Source organism: Pseudochelatococcus sp. (assembly GCF_050946405.1).
Classification (GTDB): Bacteria; Pseudomonadota; Alphaproteobacteria; order Rhizobiales; family Beijerinckiaceae; genus Pseudochelatococcus.
On the sequence record NZ_JBMNUS010000006.1, the window covers coordinates 1 to 18,942 of the forward strand.

General features: G+C 67.0%; 18 protein-coding genes and 1 other RNA gene. 13 read left to right on the top strand and 6 right to left on the bottom strand.

The window, feature by feature from the left end:
- Nucleotides 1-404: 404 nt before the first annotated feature.
- Nucleotides 405-2,453 (top strand): M23 family metallopeptidase, encoded by a 2,049-nt coding sequence (locus tag ACOYJQ_RS10325; protein WP_433458203.1) that lies wholly within the window; start codon nt 405-407, stop codon nt 2,451-2,453.
- 61 nt (nt 2,454-2,514) lie between these two features.
- Here ACOYJQ_RS10325 and gluQRS read toward each other — a convergent pair whose 3' ends face one another.
- Nucleotides 2,515-3,483 (bottom strand): tRNA glutamyl-Q(34) synthetase GluQRS, encoded by a 969-nt coding sequence (gene gluQRS / locus ACOYJQ_RS10330; RefSeq protein ID WP_433458205.1) that lies wholly within the window; start codon nt 3,481-3,483, stop codon nt 2,515-2,517.
- Nucleotides 3,484-3,696: 213 nt separating this feature from the next.
- Here gluQRS and purE point away from each other — a divergent pair, with 213 nt between their 5' ends.
- The 5 genes from purE (at nt 3,697) to ACOYJQ_RS10355 (ending at nt 8,487) form a co-directional block, all read left to right on the top strand.
- Nucleotides 3,697-4,254, top strand: a complete 558-nt coding sequence (gene purE, locus ACOYJQ_RS10335; RefSeq protein WP_433458206.1) for a 5-(carboxyamino)imidazole ribonucleotide mutase — start codon at nt 3,697-3,699, stop codon at nt 4,252-4,254.
- Nucleotides 4,251-5,333 carry a 5-(carboxyamino)imidazole ribonucleotide synthase gene (locus ACOYJQ_RS10340; RefSeq protein ID WP_433458208.1) on the top strand — a complete coding sequence of 361 codons (1,083 nt, stop codon included), beginning with the start codon at nt 4,251-4,253 and terminating at the stop codon, nt 5,331-5,333. Before purE ends, ACOYJQ_RS10340 begins: the two co-directional genes overlap by 4 nt.
- Nucleotides 5,334-5,457: 124 nt before the next feature.
- Nucleotides 5,458-5,694 (top strand): 30S ribosomal protein S21, encoded by a 237-nt coding sequence (gene rpsU, locus ACOYJQ_RS10345; RefSeq protein WP_433458210.1) that lies wholly within the window; start codon nt 5,458-5,460, stop codon nt 5,692-5,694.
- Between the two features lie 291 nt (nt 5,695-5,985).
- Nucleotides 5,986-6,876 (top strand): tetratricopeptide repeat protein, encoded by an 891-nt coding sequence (locus tag ACOYJQ_RS10350; RefSeq protein ID WP_433458211.1) that lies wholly within the window; start codon nt 5,986-5,988, stop codon nt 6,874-6,876.
- Nucleotides 6,877-7,224: 348 nt separating this feature from the next.
- On the top strand, nt 7,225-8,487 hold the full coding sequence (locus tag ACOYJQ_RS10355; protein ID WP_433458212.1) for a L,D-transpeptidase family protein: 1,263 nt from the start codon (nt 7,225-7,227) through the stop codon (nt 8,485-8,487).
- A 15-nt stretch (nt 8,488-8,502) separates the two neighbouring features.
- On the opposite strand, the gene ACOYJQ_RS10360 is transcribed toward ACOYJQ_RS10355, so the two are convergent.
- Nucleotides 8,503-9,711, bottom strand: a complete 1,209-nt coding sequence (locus ACOYJQ_RS10360) for an adenylate/guanylate cyclase domain-containing protein (protein WP_433458213.1) — start codon at nt 9,709-9,711, stop codon at nt 8,503-8,505.
- A gap of 269 nt (nt 9,712-9,980) precedes the next feature.
- Here ACOYJQ_RS10360 and ssrS point away from each other — a divergent pair.
- From ssrS to ACOYJQ_RS10390, 6 genes are all read left to right on the top strand, one after another.
- Nucleotides 9,981-10,134, top strand: a non-coding RNA gene (ssrS, locus tag ACOYJQ_RS10365) — 6S RNA.
- A gap of 42 nt (nt 10,135-10,176) precedes the next feature.
- Nucleotides 10,177-10,782 carry a 5-formyltetrahydrofolate cyclo-ligase gene (locus ACOYJQ_RS10370; RefSeq protein WP_433458214.1) on the top strand — a complete coding sequence of 202 codons (606 nt, stop codon included), beginning with the start codon at nt 10,177-10,179 and terminating at the stop codon, nt 10,780-10,782.
- A gap of 57 nt (nt 10,783-10,839) precedes the next feature.
- The gene (locus ACOYJQ_RS10375; RefSeq protein WP_433458215.1) at nt 10,840-11,664 is read left to right on the top strand and encodes a TIGR00282 family metallophosphoesterase; all 825 of its coding nucleotides are present in this window, start codon (nt 10,840-10,842) and stop codon (nt 11,662-11,664) included.
- Nucleotides 11,665-11,749: 85 nt separating this feature from the next.
- The gene (locus tag ACOYJQ_RS10380) at nt 11,750-12,241 is read left to right on the top strand and encodes a MarR family winged helix-turn-helix transcriptional regulator (RefSeq protein WP_433458216.1); all 492 of its coding nucleotides are present in this window, start codon (nt 11,750-11,752) and stop codon (nt 12,239-12,241) included.
- Nucleotides 12,242-12,559: 318 nt separating this feature from the next.
- A complete protein-coding gene (locus ACOYJQ_RS10385; protein WP_433458217.1) occupies nt 12,560-13,498 on the top strand; it encodes a sulfurtransferase in 939 nt (312 codons plus the stop codon).
- Nucleotides 13,499-13,607: 109 nt separating this feature from the next.
- Complete coding sequence (locus ACOYJQ_RS10390; protein WP_433458218.1) at nt 13,608-14,813, top strand: YeeE/YedE family protein; 1,206 nt, start codon at nt 13,608-13,610, stop codon at nt 14,811-14,813.
- Nucleotides 14,814-14,921: 108 nt separating this feature from the next.
- On the opposite strand, the gene ACOYJQ_RS10395 is transcribed toward ACOYJQ_RS10390, so the two are convergent.
- The 4 genes from ACOYJQ_RS10395 to ACOYJQ_RS10410 form a co-directional block, all read right to left on the bottom strand.
- On the bottom strand, nt 14,922-15,281 hold the full coding sequence (locus ACOYJQ_RS10395) for a helix-turn-helix domain-containing protein (protein ID WP_433458220.1): 360 nt from the start codon (nt 15,279-15,281) through the stop codon (nt 14,922-14,924).
- Nucleotides 15,281-15,877 (bottom strand): Smr/MutS family protein, encoded by a 597-nt coding sequence (locus tag ACOYJQ_RS10400; protein WP_433458222.1) that lies wholly within the window; start codon nt 15,875-15,877, stop codon nt 15,281-15,283. Before ACOYJQ_RS10400 ends, ACOYJQ_RS10395 begins: the two co-directional genes overlap by 1 nt.
- Complete coding sequence (gene mltA, locus ACOYJQ_RS10405; protein WP_433458224.1) at nt 15,874-17,073, bottom strand: murein transglycosylase A; 1,200 nt, start codon at nt 17,071-17,073, stop codon at nt 15,874-15,876. Before mltA ends, ACOYJQ_RS10400 begins: the two co-directional genes overlap by 4 nt.
- 117 nt (nt 17,074-17,190) lie before the next feature.
- Nucleotides 17,191-17,961, bottom strand: a complete 771-nt coding sequence (locus tag ACOYJQ_RS10410; protein ID WP_433458226.1) for a Tim44/TimA family putative adaptor protein — start codon at nt 17,959-17,961, stop codon at nt 17,191-17,193.
- A 356-nt stretch (nt 17,962-18,317) separates the two neighbouring features.
- On the opposite strand from ACOYJQ_RS10410, the gene secB reads away from it, so the two are divergent.
- Complete coding sequence (secB, locus tag ACOYJQ_RS10415) at nt 18,318-18,800, top strand: protein-export chaperone SecB (RefSeq protein ID WP_433458228.1); 483 nt, start codon at nt 18,318-18,320, stop codon at nt 18,798-18,800.
- Nucleotides 18,801-18,942 lie beyond the last annotated feature (142 nt).

The following is an 18,942-nucleotide window of genomic DNA, read 5'->3' on the forward strand; positions in this document are numbered from 1 at the left end:
GACGCAACCTAAAGAAAAACCAGTCCGTCGCCGCAAAACTCGTAAGCCGCAGCGCCGGTGTGACCCCTATCTAGATCACACAAATATCCATGTCAATCCAAAAATGAAACTTTCTTGACGAAAGGAAATGCGAGACGCCCAAAATCCTTGGCTGGCAACGAATCCGGCCCGATTTTTTGCGATCCGACCCTGCCGGAGAGCCGTCGCACCCGATATGAATGCGAGAATCGCGATTCCCGGAAGCGCATCGCACCCGCCCCGCAGATCAGGCGGCAAAGGCATGCTGGGCGGACGCCATTGCCTCGACATGCCACGGGCTCGCCTATATCTTCATCCATATGGAATATGGTGAGCGCAGGCGGGGAATGCCGGCGCCGGGTGATCGACGGGAGTGAGGCGCGCTGATGCTGCAAAGGACGCCGGTTGCGTTTCGGGCCGATGCGACGCCGCGTCAGCAGGCGATTCGTGCGCACGGACATTCCGAGCAGGCTTCCCCGGAAACGTTTCCGCCGCTGGACCCGAGCGGCATCGCCATCATCAATCAGGACCGGCGGCGTGTAAGCCTGCGCTGGCTTGTGGGCAGCGTTCTGACCGCCCTGAGCGGCGGCGCGCTTATCGGCGGCGCGATCATCATCGCCCTTCAGGGGGAGATCGACCATGTCGCCCGCCCCCAGAAGGCCGCGACGCCCGGCAGCAGCGAATCACGCGCAACTGTCGGCAAGGCCGACAGGCTGGTCCGCCGGGAAATCGCCGTCAGCTCCGCCCGGCACGAATTCAAGGCCCCCATAACGGTGCGGGTCGGCGACCGCGAGGTCATCAAGACGCGCGACTTCGTGCGAATCAGCGCCCCGTTGTCGCTCACCGCCGGCACCCATGCGCGCGCGATTCCGCCGTTCAACCCGCTGAACATCTTCGCGGAAACGGACGATGGCCGCGAAACGGCGCTGAGAGGGGCCGCGCCCGACACTGCCGATGTCGATGTTTCCGTCCTCAAGCATCCGCTCGCCGGCATGAATTTCCCGCCTGATTCGCCCGGCCTCGACGCCGAGGAAGCGCTGGCGCAAATCCTGGCCGAAGAACGCCTGATGCACAGCATCGGCGGCGCTTCCCAGCCGGAAACGGCACGCATGATGCTGTCCTATTCCCTGCGGCAGACGACCGCCGCGCCGGTGCAAATGGCTTACACCGCCTTGTCCGATGCGCCGTTCAACGACATCGACGTGCGTGTCATCCCGGAAAACGTCACGCTCCTGCCCAAGCGCGAGGCAGTTCTCCTTCCCCCGGCGGCGGAACGTGACATGGAGGAACGAATCGCCGGGCGTCCGGGCGACGTCATCCTCAAGATCATTGCCGATCAGGGCGCGGAGCGGGGCGCCGCGCGCGCCATTCTCGCCGCACTCGAACTCAAGGAGCGCGACCGGCTACGGGAGGGCCAAAGCCTTGCCATCCTGCCCGTTTCCGGGCCTGCATCCGATGATTCGAGCGCTGGGGAGCGGATGATGATCGGCCGCGTGACCTTGTGGGACAACGGGGCGATTCGCGCCGGGGCTGCGTTGACGGATGACGGCCGCTATGTCCCGGTCTCCTTGCCGCGCGACGCATCGGTTGCCGCGAGCCACCGCGGCGAATCGGGCGCCGAGCCCGTGGATGGCCCCGGCGCCCCGCTTTACGAAAGCCTGCACGAAACGACGGCGCGTCATGAAGTGCCTGCCGAACTGGCGCGGGAGATGATCCCGCTGTTCGCTGCCGATGTGGATTTCCAGCGCCGCGTCGGCACGGGCGAATCGCTCGAAATGCTTTACACGGCCGCCGAAAACGGCGGTGCGCCGGAACTGCTTTATGTAGCGCTGACCGTCGAGGGCGAAACCAGGCGGCTTTTCCGCTTCCAGTCGCCGAACGGCGGGGAAATCGCGTTCTACGACACTGAAGGGCGTTCGCTGCAAAAATTCCTGTTGCGCAAGCCCATTGCCGAAGGGCGGCTGACCTCCGGCTTCGGCATGCGCTATCATCCGATCACGAACTACGCCAAGATGCACACGGGCGTGGACTGGGCCAACCGGATCGGCACGCCGATCGTCGCCGCCGGCGACGGCACGATCGTCAAGGCCCAGTGGGATTCGGGCTATGGCCGGCGAATCGAACTTCAGCATGCCAACGGCTATGTCTCGACCTACTCGCATATGTCGAACTTCGCTCGCGGCATTCAGCCCGGCACGCGCGTGCGGCAGGGGCAGGTGATCGGCTATCTGGGCAATACCGGCCTGTCCACCGGGCCGCACCTTCATTACGAGGTCATGGTCAACGGCCGCTTCGTCGATCCGATGAAGATCAAGCTGCCGCGCAGCCACGAACTCGATGGCGCGGACCTGGCCGAGTTCGCCCGCCAACGGGAACAGGCGCAGGATCTGCTCGCCCGCGCCCAGATGCCGACGCCGACCGTCGCTACCCCTTAAGAGCGCGCTCCGATCAAATGAAAGCAAGCATCCCGATGAATGCGGAGCGCTCCCGCCATCGTCAGCCCGTCCCGTCTTTTTCGACGGTGTCCGCGCCTTCCCGATCCAGACCGAATTCCGCGCGGAGATCCGCCGCACGCACGCCCGATTCGCGCAGCGCCCGCAACGAAAGGGAACCGCGCGACTTCGCCAGCTTGTCGCCGCCTTCATCCTGAATCAGCGCATGATGGTGGTACACGGGAACGGGCAGGCCGAGCAACGCCTGCAACAGGCGATGAATATCGGTCGCCGCCTCGAGGTCGCGCCCGCGAATCACATGGGTGATGCCCTGAAGCGCGTCGTCGACGACCACGGCAAGATGATAGCTCGCCGGCACGTCCTTGCGGACCAGCACGACATCTCCCCAGCGCGCCGGCTCGGCGATGCGCCGTTCGACGGCTGCCGTCTCCGACAGCGCGGGAAAGGCGAGATCCTCCGCATGCGCCGCCACGACGGCAAGCGCGCGGCGCATGTCGAGACGAAGGGCGAAAGGCGCGCCGGCCAGTTCGCGACGCTCCTCCTCCCGCCGCGTCAGAACGGGAATGTCCCGCCGGCGCAGCGGCGCGCCGTCTGGATCGTGAAGGCCATCGGCAGCGGCCGCAATCTCGGCGCGCGAGGCATAGCATTGATAAAGCAGGCCCTGCGCGCGCAATTGCATCGCGGCAGCGGCATAATCGGCAAAGTGCCGCGACTGGCGGCGCACTTCCCCGCACCAGTCGAGGCCCAGCCATCGCAAATCCTCGATGGCGGCGGCGGCGAGCGAATCGGAGCAACGCGCGACATCGATATCCTCGATCCGCAACAGGAAGCGCCCGCCCCACGAATGCGCCAGATGCCGGTTGAGAAGGGCGGAGAAGGCGTGGCCGCGATGCAGAAGCCCGTTGGGGCTCGGCGCAAATCGCAGCACCGGCGGGCACGGGCCGCCGCCCGGCGCCGCGCCCGCGGCGGGCAGCAACGGCGAAAACGCCTTCCAACCCGATATCGCTCTCATCCCCACCCTGCCCGTTCCCTCAAGCGGCCGCCGCCTGAGCCGGAGGCCGCGGACCTGCCGCTGGCCTCTGCCCGGCGATTCGGCGCCCTATTTTTCGACACACGGATTTTCTTGCACACGGATTATAGTAGCCTTATCCAGATTCCTTTCCGCGATCGCCGCCCGCGAGGAAAGAGCTTTCAGGGGATTGCGCGGCAGGATGAGCATACCGGCATGAGCGATCTACCGCCCGCCGTCACGGTGGCCACAGCAGCGGGAGCGGCGCCTTCCACCCAACCGGCGCGCGCGCCTCGGGTCGCCGTGATCATGGGCAGTCAGTCCGACTGGCCGGTCATGCGCCACGCAACCGATACGCTGGCGGAACTCGGCGTGCCGTTCGAGGCGCGCATCGTCTCGGCCCACCGCACGCCCGAGCGTCTCTACGGCTTCGCCCGCACGGCGCGGGAGGCGGGGTTTCACGTCATCATCGCGGGCGCGGGCGGCGCGGCGCACTTGCCGGGCATGACCGCGGCAATCACCAGCCTGCCCGTGTTCGGCGTGCCGGTGGAGACGAAGGCACTCGGCGGGCAGGACAGCCTTCTGTCGATCGTCCAGATGCCGGCGGGCGTTCCGGTCGGCACGCTCGCGATCGGGCGGGCCGGAGCGGTGAACGCCGCCCTGCTGGCCGCCGCCGTTCTCGGCCTTTCCGATCCCGGTCTCGCCGCGCGGCTCGATGCGTGGCGGGCTGCGCGCACGGCCGCCGTGGCGGATTTCCCGGTGGACGAGACATGACGATGCTGCCTCCCGGCTCCACCATCGGCATTCTGGGCGGCGGCCAGCTTGGCCGCATGATCGCCCTCGCCGCGGCCGAGATCGGCATGCATGCGCATATTTATGCGCCCGAGAAAGAATCGCCCGCCTTCGAGGTCGCCGGCCGCCATACCGTCGCCGCCTATGACGACGGAGCGGCGCTGGTGGCGTTCGCCGGCGCGGTCGATGTCGTCACCTACGAATTCGAGAACATTCCGGCGCAAACGGCGACCTTGATCAGCGCGCACGCGCCGCTGCGGCCGGGGGCGCAGGCGCTGGCCATCACCCAGGACCGGCTGGCCGAAAAGACCTTCGTCGCCGGACTCGGCATCGGCACCGCGCCTTTTCGCGCCGTCGGCGACGGGACGGATCTCGAATCGGCGCTCCGCGATCTCGGCCGCCCCGCCGTGCTCAAGACGCGGCGATTCGGTTACGACGGCAAGGGGCAGGCCATCATCCGCGCGGAAGACGATCCGGCCGCCGCGCTGGCGGGCCTTGGCCGCGCGCCGGCGATCCTCGAAGGGTTCGTGCCGTTCCTGCGCGAGATATCGGTGGTGGCCGCGCGGGGGCAGGATGGCTCTTTCGTGGCTTATGAACTGTGCGAGAACAGGCATCGCCACCATATTCTGGATGTCACCAGCGTGCCGGCCCATGTCTCGCCCGAGGCGCGCGCGCAGGCGCTGGATGCCGCGCGGCGCATCGCGGCGGCGCTCGATTATGTGGGCGTGCTGGCGGTGGAATTGTTCGTGATCGCCGACGGCAGCGGCGAATCGGTGCTGGTCAACGAGATCGCGCCGCGCGTGCACAATTCCGGCCACTGGACGATCGAGGGCGCGCGCACCTCGCAATTCGCCCAGCATGTCCGCGCCGTCTGCGGCTGGCCGCTCGGTCCGGCCGGGATGACCGGCGCGCAGGCGACGATGACGAACCTGATCGGCGACGACGCCGGCCTCTGGGCCCGGATCGCCGCGGAACCCGGCGCCAGCCTGCATCTTTACGGCAAGCGCGAGGCGCGGCCGGGGCGCAAGATGGGCCACGTCACGCGCGTGACGCCGGCCTGAGCCATGCTTGTTGTGGACAACGCCGACCTGATCTGTTATCGGCAAGGATCGATCATCGGCGCGCTCCTCGCGCCAAGGGGCTTTGTGCCCTTTTTCATCTTTCAAGACTACGGGAAGACAAAGCGTGCAGGTTCTCGTTCGCGATAACAATGTCGATCAGGCACTCCGTGCCCTCAAGAAGAAGATGCAGCGTGAAGGCATCTTCCGCGAGATGAAGCTTCGCGGCCATTATGAAAAGCCGTCCGAGAAGAAGGCCCGCGAGAAGGCGGAGGCCGTGCGCCGCGCCCGCAAGTTGCAGCGCAAGCGTCTCCAGCGCGAAGGGCTGCTGCCTTCCAAGCCCCGCACGGTTACGCCGCGCTGAGATCGGGGCGGCCGGCAAGTCGGCGGCGCGGCAGCGGCAAGGGATGCGTGACGCCCCTTCTGTTTCGGGTTTGCGTTCCGGTCGATGAGCGCGGCGGCGCAAACCGTTCTCGTTGTTTACTGTTTTGCGCGACTCGCGTTCAGTTTGACGATCGGATTGAACGTGAGCCGCCTTGGCGTTCGTCTGCCGGCAGGTTCATGCCGACTTGAACAGGACCGGTGTCAGATGCGCTGCATCCGCGGCGTAACGGATTCCGCAACATGGACTTGGGCCATGACTGAGCGTTGGGCCATGACTGAGCGATTGGCGTTCGAGAGAAGCGGGTTCGGCCTGTCCTTCGCGTCGCGGAGGATTCCGGTCGTGTTGGCGTTTGGCATGGCGGCGCTGTCGGCCGCCTGCGGAACGGTCGGCTCGTTGGCGCCGACGCAAAACATCGCGGTGGTCGACAAGGCCAACCCCGACTCGCAGGTGAATATCGCTTCGCTGTCGAATGTCATCAAGGCGAACCCGCGCGATCCCGTCGCCTACAACACGCGCGGCGCGGCCTATGCGCGGCAGGGGCAATATGCGAACGCGATCCGCGATTTCTCGCAGGCCGTCGCTCTCGACGCCAATTATGCCGCCGCCTATACCAACCGGGCGCTGGCCTACCGGCAGACCGGCAAGGACGACGCCGCGCTGGGGGATTTCACGCAGGCCATCACCGCCGATCCCCGTTATGCGCCGGCTTATGTCGGCCGCGCGAATTTGCTGCGCGCCAGGGGGGATACGAATCAGGCGCTGGCCGATCTGTCGCGCGCCGTCGCCATCAACCCCGAAGCCGCCGAGACATTCCATGCCCGCGGCCTGGTCTATCAGCGCCTCGGGCAGCATCAGAACGCGATCCGCGATTTCGACGCGGCCATCGACCGCAATCCTTTCGTCGCGGCGCCCTACACCGCGCGCGGCCAGAGCCTGATCGAGGTCGGGCGCTACGACAAGGCGGTCGAGGATTTCAACGCCTCGTTGAATGTCGACAATCAGAACGCCGACGCATGGGCGGCGCGCGGCGTGGCGCTCGAACGGCAGAGCAAAACGCGGGAAGCGCTCGAATCCTACCAGCGGGCATTGAGCATCGCACAGGACAATGCCGTCGCCCGCGACGGCGTGTCGCGCCTCAGCCGCGGCGCGCGGCTGCTCTGACCGCGCACGAGCCGGTCGCGCGGAGTCGACGCAACGGCGAAACTCTGGCAGGATGCCGGCAAGTCATTGTTTGCAGCCGGTGCAGTTCGCGGCGGTGTATGTTAGTCCGCTCGTCCTGTCGGCGGCGATGGTAATCTTTAGGTAACGATGCGCGGCTAGAATTCGCAGGTTGGGTGCGTTCCTGCATCGACGCAGAGATCGGGTGTCCGAATGTTGAAGCGGCTTGTCTTGTTCGTTGGCGTCGGCATGGCCCTTGCGGGGTGCCAGGAGAATGCCAAATTCAGCAGCAATGCCCGCGCCCGCGCGCCGATCCCGGCGGAAACGCAAGCGCTCATGCGGGAAAAGAACATGAGCCAGGCGTCCCCGATCCTGGTCCGCATCTTCAAGAAAGAATCCGAGCTTGAAGTGTGGAAAAAGGGCAACGACGGACGGTTCGCCCTGCTCAAGACCTATCCGATCTGCCGCTGGTCTGGCCAGCTCGGCCCGAAGAAGAAGGAAGGGGACCGGCAAGCGCCGGAAGGGTTCTACACCATCACGCCGGGGTTGATGAATCCGAACTCGTCCTATTATCTCTCCTTCGACATGGGCTATCCCAACGCGTTTGATCGCGCCAATGGCCGCACCGGCAAATATCTGATGGTGCATGGCGCCTGTTCCTCCGCCGGCTGCTACTCCATGACGGACGAGCAGATCGCGGAGATTTATGCGCTCGGGCGTGAGGCTTTCAACGGCGGACAGCGCAAGTTCCAGGTGCAGGCCTATCCCTTCCGCATGACGCCGGAGAACATGGCCAAGCATCGGCTCGATCCGAATATCGCATTCTGGCGCAATCTGAAGGAAGGCTCGGATCACTTCGAGACCACCCGCCTCGAACCTGCCGTCGGCGTGTGCGGCAAGCGTTACGTCTTCAACGCGCGCAACGGCAATGCGCTGAACCCCGCCGGCGCGTGCCCCACGCTTGATATCGACAGCGACGTCAGGCAAGCCGTGGCGTCGAAGCAACAGGCCGACGAGGCGAAGATCGCCGATCTGCTTTCCAAGGGCACGCCGGCCGTCCGCGTCGTCTATCAGGACGGCGGACAGCATCCGGTATTTCAGGGTGGCCGCCACCCCGAATCGGCCGTCTTCGCGCTCTCCCGCCGCGTTCCCGGCTACGACCCCACGCTCGTCAGCCGCCCGGATGCGCTGGCCGCCGGGCCGCAGGAGATCGTCATGAACGACGAAGCGCCTGCGCGCCGCGCGCCGGTCACACAGGTGGCCACGGCCGTATCGGAACCGGCGCGAACCGTGACCGCACAGCCCGCCCGCGTGCCGGCCGTCGCTCCGGCGGCGGTTCCCGTGCCCGCTCCGCGGCCTGAGGCTGTCGCCGTCGCGGATGCGCGACCGACGACCGGCGCCACGCCGACCGGTGATTCGCAATCGCTGCTGCGCCGCATGATGTCGTTTTCCGGCTTCGGCATCGGCGGCGGTTCATCGGCCGACGCAGCCGCACCGGGCGCAACCCCGGCCGCTGACGCGATCGTGACCGCCGCCACGCCGACGCCTGCCGCGGCGGACCTGCCGCCCGCGCCCGTCCGCCCGGCCGATACGTCGCCGACCGGCCTGTGGTAAGCCTGACGGCGCGGATCAGATATATCCGATCGACCGACAGATGCCCTGCGGCCGGTAGACCTCTATTTCCTGCTCGAAACCATCGAGACGAAAAGCCCCGAGGTGAACCGTGTTCTCCCGGAGATGGTCGCTGAAGGCGCGCGACATCAGCAGCGGCTCGTCGAGCACCTTGTTGAGCTGCGCCAGGCGGCTCGTCAGGTTGACGTCGCGGCCGACGACGGTGAAATCGAGCCGCGCGCCGGACCCCACATTGCCATAGGCGGCCTCGCCATGATGCAGCGCGACGCCGGCACGGATAGCGGCGCCGAATTCGGTGCCGATCCGTCCGACGCGGGCAAGCGCCTCCACGGCCGCCGCCAATGCGGACCGGGCGGCGGCGCCCGTATCGTCGTCGCGATCGCGAAAGATCGCCAGCAAGCCGTCGCCCATGTATTTGAGCACTTCACCGCCCTCCGCCTCGATGGGCGGCACGAGGCAGTCGAAATAGCGGTTCAGCAACTGCACCGCTCGTTCCGGCTCGATGGCCGAGGTAATGCGCGTGTAGCTGCGCATGTCGGCGAAAAGGATGGCCGAACGGATGCGGCTGACCTGCCCGCGGCCGATGCGCCCCGCCAGAATGGCGCGGTGGGGCTCGTCGCCGACATAGATCCGCAACACCTCGTCAAGCGATTTGTATCCCGAGAGGATTTCGAGCGTCGCGGTCAGGGCCGGCAGCAGCGCCGCGATCACGGCGCAGGCCGCCGATGGAAAACCGTTCCCGCTGCGGGTCGCGAAGGTGACGGCATTGTTGTGCCCGTTCGCGAAAAAAACGGGAAAGCACAGGTAATGCTTGTAACCTTCCCGCCGCAGATCCGGCACGATGCCGAAGCGCTCGTCGGGCGTCTCGTCGATCCACAAGACGACGGGGAGGCCAGAGCGGTGCGCCGCCGCCAGCGGGCTGCTCTCATATCCCGCAGCGTCGTCGCTGCCATGGGCGCGCAGCTTCCACACGCCGGGATCGTCCTTGGTCCATGTTCCCGACACCGCCGCATGCTCGGAATGCAGCGCCTTGGCCGAAAAGGTCAAGCGGTCGACGGGAACGCCGGCGGCGTTCAGCCGGTCGGCAAGGCCCGCCACGGCGCTGCTGATGTCGGCCGTCATGCGCGCCTCGGTCAACAGCCAGTCGCGAAGGCTCGCCACCACGATATCGGCTGAATCGATGGCAAGGGCAGGCGAAAGTTCCACGGTTCATCGCCTCTTGGTGACTGCGGCAACGCACCGCGACGGCACATCGGCCGTCCCGCCGTCCGTATTGTTGAAGCGCCCGGCCCGGACATCCTGTCGCACCGCGACTCCGTCATCCGCATGGCCGGGGCTTGACCGACTTCCGGCACGGTGCGCCCATCGAAACCCGTATAGAGCGACTTTGCGGCGGCGTGAAGGCTTTCCACCCCACCGGAAAATCGCATTCGGGGGGCTGGATATTTATCCGACGAAAGCCTAAGTTCCTCATGCGGGCTCTGCGAGGTTCGTCAGGAGACACATTCCCCGGGGCCTTATTGATCCCTTGGGAGCTGTCCCTGCCCCGGTCCGAGGACTTGGGCACATGGCGCCCACCTACGTTGTAGGTTCCCGGGATCTTTCTCCAACGGCCATCGTGGACCCGCACCCCTTTTGCCATCCTTTCCGCCTCGCCGCGCGTCGTCACCCATGGACACCTGCCTCGATACCGGCCCGTCAGCGCTGGCCGACGAAAAGAAACGGCTGCGGCGGGAAACGCTGGCGCGGCGCGATCTTTTCGCCGCCGACAGCGAACGCGCGGCAAGCGCCGCACAGGCGCTGCGCCGGCTGGTGTTGTCCGACTTTCCACTGCTCCTGCAAAACGGCGTCGTCGCCGGATACTGGCCCATCCGCAACGAAATCGATCCCCGCCCGCTGATGGCGGCGCTTGATGCGCGCGGCGTGCCGCTGGCGCTGCCGATCGTTGCGCCGCAGGGGCTCGTTTTCCGCCGCTGGCGGCCGGGCGCGCTTCTCGCCGGCGCCGGCTTCAGCACGCAGGGACCCGGCGCGGATCAACCGGAGGTCGATCCCGATATCCTGCTCGTTCCGCTTGCCGCATTCGACCGGCGCGGCAACCGGCTGGGTTACGGACGCGGCTATTACGACGCGGCCATCGCCCGCCTTTCGGCCCAACGGCCGCTCGCGACCATCGGCCTCGCCTTCGACGTGCAGGAAGTCGGGCAGGTTCCCGCCGAGCCTCACGATCGGCCGCTTGACGCCATCGTCACGCAGATGCAATCGATCAGGATCAGGTAATCATAGGCGAATGTCCCGGCGGCGAGACCGGCCGCCCGCGCACCTACCGGAGGTTTCATGCGTCTGTTGTTTCTTGGCGATGTCGTGGGACGGCCGGGACGGACCGCCATCGTGGACCAGCTCCCCGATCTTCGCGCACGGTGGAAGCTCGATCTCGTCGTCGTCAACGGCGAGAACGCCGCCGGCGGCTTCGGCATCACCGAGGCGATCTGCGACGAGCTTCTCAACGCCGGCGCCGATGTGGTGACGCTCGGCAACCATTCCTTCGACCAGCGCGAGGCGCTTGTTTTCATCGAGCGCCAGCCGCGCCTGCTGCGGCCGATCAACTACCCGCCCGGCACGCCGGGGCGCGGCGCGACGGTGGTGGAGGCCGCGAACGGCGGCCGCGTGCTCGTGATCAACGCCATGGGCCGCATTTTCATGGATGCGCTCGACGATCCCTTCGCCGCCGTCGACCGCGCGCTCGGCGAATGCCCGCTGGGCGAAGCCGTCGACGCCACGCTGATCGACATGCACGCGGAGGCCACCAGCGAGAAAATGGGCATGGCGCGCTACGTCGACGGGCGGGCGAGCGTCGTCGTCGGCACCCATACGCACGTTCCCACCGCAGACGAGCAGATTCTTCCCGGCGGCACCGCCTATCAGAGCGATGCCGGCATGTGCGGCGACTACGATTCGATCCTCGGCATGCAGCCTGACGAGCCGATTCGCCGCTTCATCGAAAAAACGCCCGGCTCCCGCCTCGAGGCCGCCACCGGCCCCGGCACGCTGGCGGGCCTCGCGGTGGAGACCGACGACGCCGCCGGCCATGCGCTGCGCGTGTCGCCCGTTCGCATCGGACCGCACCTCAGCCCGGCCCGGCCGCATTTCTGGGAAGCATGAAGCGATACGCCGCAGGCGCCGTTCCGCCTCCGCCGGAATGCCCGAGCGGCCTTTCATCCATGCCGTTTTCAAAGCGAGACGTTTCATGACCGACGGCCCGGCGCAACATTCCGCTTCGCGGCAATCCGATCCGGCCCGCTTCGACGTGGCCAACCGCCTGTTCTTCCGCCTTTATCAATGCGCCAACCTCATGCACAAGGCCGGCGCGCATTTCATCGGCGATTTCAACAGCACCACCCAGCAATGGGCGGTGCTCGGCGCGCTCGCCCGGCCCGACCCGCGCGAACACGGCATGACGGTGAAGGATCTCATCGGTTTTCTGCTCGTCAGCCGCCAGAACATCACGCCCGTGCTGGACAGGCTGGAGACGCGCGGCTGGATCAGGCGCGTCAAGGATGCACAGGACGGACGCAGCCGCCGCGTCGTCCTGACCGAGGACGGCGATACGGCCTGGGCGCAAATGCAGGTGGCCATCGACATCTTCTACCGCGAAGCCCTCGACGGCCTCACCATCGATGAACAGGTACTGCTTTTCCGTCTTCTCGATCGGCTGAAGTCGCGTCTCAACACGCTCTGATCGCCGCAGGCGCGAGCCCTCCGGGTCGCCGCCGGCTCGCAGTCCCCTGTCCTTGCCTAAATTTACATTATATTTTTGTTGTTTAATTTATTTGACATGCAAATTTGAATGATAGACTATAATTCCCATCAAAATGCATCAGATTGGGAAGTGTCGTTTATTTCCCGGTGAAATTCGATGCAACGACCGAGGAGACGGAGCGGCGTCCCTGCGCCCGGATTGAGGCCAGCCGCTCCGACGGATGTTTTCGTCGGCTGATGAAGACGCTGCCCGGACCGCGATCCTGTCGGACCGGCCGCTGCATGATTGGGGGGTCACATGAAATCCGTCGTAACCATATTGTCATCCGGCGCGTTCGCGCTGCTTCTGGCGGCGACAGCCGCCGTGCTGCCCGCCAGGGCCGAAACGCCGGCCGGGCCTCTCGTCACGACAGAGTGGCTTGAAAAGAATATCGACGATCCGACGCTGCGCGTCGTCGAGGTGAGCGTGGAACCCGGCCTGTTCGAGCGCGGGCACATTCCGAATGCCCAGAACATCGTCTGGCACACCGATCTCGTGGACACCGTGCGTCGCGACATCGCAAGCCGCGAGGACTTCCAGGCGCTCGTGCGCAAGCTGGGCATCGACAAGGACAAGACCGTCATTCTCTACGGCGACAACAACAACTGGTTCGCCGCGTGGGGCGCGTGGATTTTCGACACCTACGGCATCGACGCGAAGCTGCTCGACGGCGGCCGCAAGAAGTGGGAAGCTGAAAAGCGCCCCCTGTCGACGCGCGCGGCGACCGTGGCGGCGAGCACCATCGCGCTGCCGGAGGCGAATGCCGCCATCCGCGCCCGCCTTGCCGACGTGATCTCGGTCGTCGATGGCAAGAGCGACACCGCGCTGGTCGACATCCGCTCGGCCGACGAATATTCCGGCAAGCTCTTTTCCGCTCCCGGATCGCAGGAACTGGCCATTCGCGCGGGCCACGTGCCCGGTGCGAAGAACGTGACGTGGAGCAAGGCCGTCGCCGAGGACGGCACCATCCGGCCGGTCGAGGAACTGAAGAAGCTCTATGCGGATGCGGGCATCGACGGCAGCAAGCCGATCATCGTCTACTGCCGCATCGGCGAGCGCTCCAGCCACACCTGGTTCGTGCTCTCCAAGGTGCTGGGCTACGACGTGCGCAACTATGACGGCTCGTGGACCGAATACGGCAATACCGTCGGCCTGCCGATCTCCAACCCCGCGGGCACCGTGTGGGGCGTGAAGTAACGCGACCGCTTCGCCGCACGTACCGCGCTGTGAACGGCGGCCCAGGGCCGCCGTTCTCGCATTGACGACCCTTTGCAGGTTGCGTTCGTTCCACCGCAGGAAATCCGCCGTGTCGCAAACCTCATCCGGCGCAACGCCGCCCGCCGCCACCGGACGGGCCGGCATCATCGCCGGCATTGCCCTGTTCCTGGCGCTGGCCTTTTTCGCGCATCGCCTCGCCGGCGACGGAGCGGGAACCGATCCGCTCACCACGTCGCTCGTGCTCGGGGCGTTCTTCGGCTTCGTCCTCCAGCGCTCGCGCTTCTGCTTCTTCTGCGCCATCCGCGATTTCCTGGAAGAGCGCAAGGCCGATGGCGTTCTGGGCATCGTGACGGCGCTCGCAACCGGCCTGCTCGGCTATGCGGTCGTTTTCGGCGCGTGGCTGCCGGACCCCGCCACGGGAAGGCTGCCGCCGGACGCCTTCATCGGCCCGGTCAGCATCGTGCTGGTGGCGGGGGCTTTCGCCTTCGGCGCCGGCATGTCCGTTTCCGGCTCCTGCGTCAGCGCCCATCTTTACCGGCTCGGCGAAGGATCGCCCACCGCCCCCTTCGCCCTTGTCGGCATCGTGCTCGGCTTCGCCGCCGGCTATGCATCGTGGAACACGCTCTATTCGTCGTTCGTCGCCGATGCGCCGGTCATCTGGTTGCCGAACCATCTGGGCTATGCGGGATCGCTCGCCGTCTCGCTCGGCGTGCTGGGCGCGCTGGCGCTGTGGCTGCTGAAGCGCGACCGGGGCTACGCACCCTCGCCCGCCACGACGGCGCGCCCGCTGCGCGCCGTCTTCACCGGGCGCTGGCCCGGATGGCTGGGCGGCGCCGCCGTCGGGGCGATCGGCACGGCCGCCTATCTGCGCGTCGCGCCGCTCGGCGTCACCGCCGACCTCGGCGAACGCGGGCGGCAGCTCGGCGCATATCTCGGCTTCGTCCCCGAACGCCTGAGCGGACTCGACCGGCTGCGCGGCTGCGCCGCCATCGCGCAGGACGCGCTGATGACGCCGAACGGCCTCTTCGTCGCCGGCATGGTTGTCGCGGCGCTGGCCGGCAGCCTGATCGCCGGCCAGTTCCGGCCCTCCGTTCCCACTGGCGGGCAGGTCCTTCGCGGTCTCGGCGGCGGCTTCCTGCTCGGCTGGGGCGCGATGGTGGTGCTGGGCTGCACCGTCGGCACCCTGCTCTCCGGCATCATGGCGGGCGCTGCGTCCGGCTGGGTGTTCGCGCTTGCCATGCTGGCCGGGATCATGGTCACGCAGCGCATCAAGCGTGCATTCGCCGGCGCGTGATATCTCATACCGACATTCCCGGTCCGCGACCGGCCGCGTGCCGACCGTGCTCAAGCGCCGCACGGGCTTGACCTTGTCCCGATGAGGCATGCTGATCGAGACAAGGTATCAGCCGCCGCGCCGGTCGAGCACGGCCAGCAGCGCGTCGAGTTCTTCCGCCGTCAAGGTTCCGATCTCGCCGGCGAGGCGATTGGCGAAAAGCGTCGCCGCCGGAGACAGGCCGGCCGTGTCGATGACCACGCGCGGATCGGACATGTCGGCGAGCTTGATCAGCGCATCGGCATCGTCCCAGATCAGGTTGAAGTAGTTGAGGATCGCCTGGATCAGCGCCCAGGTCGGCTTGCCGCGCTTGCCATGCTCGAGCGCGGAAAGATAGGCGCTCGATACGCGCAGCGCCTGCGCCATTTCCTTCTGGGTGACGCCGCGCGCCGCCCGCAAGGCCCGCAGCCGCATGCCGAACGGCGTCATCAACTCTCTCCGCCTGCGGAATCGCCGGCAGCCCGGCGGCCTTTGGCACTTCGGCGCAACCTGACATACAGCGCACCCTCGCCGCCATGCTCCCGGCCGGCCGTGGAGAACCCGACGACCACCGCCCGCAACTCCGCCAGACCGAGCCAGTGCGGCACGAGGCGGCGAAGCACCCCGCGCTCGCTGAACGGATCGGCGATGGCGGCCGAACCGCTGCCCTTGCCCGTCACCACGAGCACGACCCGCGCATGCCGCACCTGTGCCCGGCGCAGGAAACCCGTGAGGGCGTGATAGGCTTCCTCCTGACGCATGCCGTGCAGATCGATGCGCGCATCGATGCGATCGACCCCGCGCCGCAGATCGCGCATCAGCCGACGTTCCAGCGGCACCAGGGGCGGCGGGGCGGGCGGGCGGCGCTCGATCTTGGCGGGCGACGGCAACGGCTTTTCAACCGGCGGCGTCTCCGGCGCGCCGGTTTGCGGCGGCGGCGGAGCGGGCGCCGGCGCATGCCCCGGAAGCGGCCTGACGCTGCGGATGACGTGGTGCCACAGCTTCGCCTCTTCCTCCGACAGGCGTCTGCCGCCGCGCCGTCTCATGTTCCCCGCTCCCCTGCCCCCGGCCCGCCGTCGGCGGGCAGGAGCACCACGAACTTTTCCGGCGCATGACGCACCACGCCGGCCCGTGCGCCCGCTTCCCTGCCGGAACCGAAGAAGATATCCGCCCTCGCCGGACCGACGATGGCCGAGCCGGTATCCTGCGCGATCATCAGCCGCCGCAGCGCATAGGCGCCGGCGTCGGCATGCGGCAGCCGTGCCTCGATCCACACCGGCAGGCCATAGGCCCAGACACGCCGGTCGACCGCGAGCGACCGCCCCGCCGTGAGCTGCACGGACGCGCCGCCGACAGGGCCGTCATCCGGCGACAGTTCGTCGGCGGGGCGAAAGAAGATGTAGGAGCGGTTGCGGCGCATCAGGCGGCGGGCGGCATCGGAATGCGCGCGCAGCCAGGCGACGAGCCGGGGTGCGGTGAGATCCCGCGGCGCCATGCCCGTTTCGGCGACGACGAGCCGCGCCACGGACGTGTAGGGATGGCCGTTGCGCCCCGCATAGGCGAAACGGCGCACCGCGCCATCCACTCGCACCCGCACGGAGCCCTGGACATGGGCCATGAACGCATCGACGGGGTCGAGATAGACGAGCGCACGGGCCGCATTCCCCAAAGCGCCGTCCTCGATCGCCGCCCGTTCGGGAAAGGGCTCGAAGCGCGCGCCGGCCGGCGTCGCGACCCGGCGCGCGGCCCGCAATTCGGGATCGAGGCCGCCGATGCTCTCGCCTTCCGCGATGGTCACGAGATCGTCGGGGCGCGCCAGCAGCGGCGCATCGAAACCCGCAGCGGGCGCAAGCCGGCCGGGAAACTCCGGTTCATAATAGCCGGTGAGGAAGCCGCCGCCCGTCGCGGGGCGCACGATGAAGGGATGGAAATGACGCTCGAAAAAATGCCGCGCCCGCATGCGATCGGGAGCAGGCGTCAGGGCAAGCGCCGCCGCGCAGGCGGTGCGCAGCGCGGGCGGCGTGGACGCACCCCGGCGCACGACGGCCGCGTCTTCCACGACGGTCGCACAGGTTTTTCGAAAAGCGGCGAAAGCGGCGGCATGATCGTCCTCCCGCCATCCTTCAAGCGCGTCGAAGGTCAGCCGCTCGAGCGCCGCGCCGTCAATGGGCGGCGCGGCGGGCGCGGCGGTGGTTGGCATATGGACCTGCGTGGCGGCGAACATGGCGGCGACGGCAAACACCAGAGCATTCCCGGATCTCGTCGAAACGAGGAAATGCCCTCTCTCCCTGTTTAGACGCGGCATGCGCCGAGCCGGCGCGCAAGGGCCGTACCAGCCGGCGCGCGCCGCAGTCATGGCCTACTGGCCGGATTCGGTCGCGATCAGCAACCAATTGGGATCGCGGCTGCGCAGGGTCCGCGAGAAGGTCCAGGTGTCGCCGACATCGGCCACCTCGTCGGGCGCGCCGTCGATGACCTTGCCCTCCACGTCATAGGTCGCCGTGATCAGCTTGGAGGAGAAGCGCACGGTGATCTGCGCAATCTGGTTCTGGACGTCGACCGCCTGAATATCGGCATTGTCGACGGACACGAACGTGGTGTTGACGACCTCGCCGCGACGCTCGCGCTCGCCGATGGCGCGGTCGAAGCCATCGAACACCTCGCGGGACAGGAGCCCCTTCAGCGTCTTGCGATCACCCTGCGCGAAGGCAGTGACGATGATCTCGTAGGCGGCCTTCGCCCCTTCCTGAAACCCCTTGGCATCGAAAGCCGGTTCGAGGGCGGCGATCGCATCGAGCCCGGCCGCAATCGGCGAGCCGGCTTCCGCGACGCCCTTCCAGCGGTCGGGATCGGCGGGCCGCTCCGGGCCGGTCACGTCGTTGGCGGGGCCGGGCAGATGCACGACATTGCCGCCGTCGCCATTCGCCGGACGCACGGCCCGCTCCTGCTGGCCGGCCGGCGCGCCCTTGCGCGCGCCCGGCTCGCCGTTGCGGGCATCCCGCCGCGCGAAGGGATCGACCGGCGGCCGCTCGCTGCCGGTGCGCTGGCCGAGCACGGAGCGCAGCCTCCAGATGACAAACACCGCGAGGCAGAGAAAGACAATGGTCACGATATCAAAACTGTCCTGCATGTCTCTGTCGTCTCTCTCTATCGCTCGGAACCAGGTTCGCCCGCCCCGCTATATGGGGCTTCATGCTCGTAACATCCACATCCCGCGCGAACAAGAACGCGGTGCTTCGCGGCGATAGACATATCGGCGCCGCATAGTCTTCTTCGTAACACATCGTAGCCTGTGAAAGGCATTCGGAAAACGCTTTTGTCGCCGGAATCCGCACCCTTCGCCCGGCAGGTCTGACGACCCGGCGGACGCGCCGACGGAAATGACGCGCACGCCTCCCATAACCGGCTTGCGTTCAACGGCATTCCGCGTCACACGTCTAGGGGACCCATGAACGGCGATGATTCTGATCAGCGGAGAAAAGCCATATGACCGACGCAGCAATCAACAGTGAGGCAACCGGGGGGCCGGTGGTCAACGCTCTCGCGCAGTATATCAAGGACTTCTCCTTCGAGAATCCCAATGCGCCCCGCTCCCTGGCGCCGCAGGAAAAATCGCCCGAGATCTCCATTCAGGTGAATGTCGGCGGCAACCAGATCGGTGAGGAAGACTACGTCGTCGACCTGACGCTCGAAGGCAAGGCCGCCGTCGGCGATGAGGTGCTGTTCGCGTTCGAGCTCGTGTACGGCGGCGTCTTCCGCCTGCGCAACGTGCCGGCCGAGCACATTCACCCCACGGTCATGATCGAGTTCCCGCGCCTGCTGTTCCCGTTCGCGCGGCAGATCATTGCGGACGCCGTGCGCAACGGCGGCTTCCCGCCCCTGTTCATCGATCCGATCGACTTCGCGGCGCTCTACCGCCAGAAGATCGCTGAGCTGCAAGCCGAACAGGCGGGCGCCAGCGTTTCCTGATATCGATCCGACAATCCCGCATCGCTGCCGGACCGGCGCGATGCGAACCATTTCAGGCCGAAGCGGAGTTGAATGCTCCCTTCGGCCTTTTTGGTGGCCATTTTGGTCCTGCCGCCGGTTCCGCTTTCCGACCGCTTGCGTG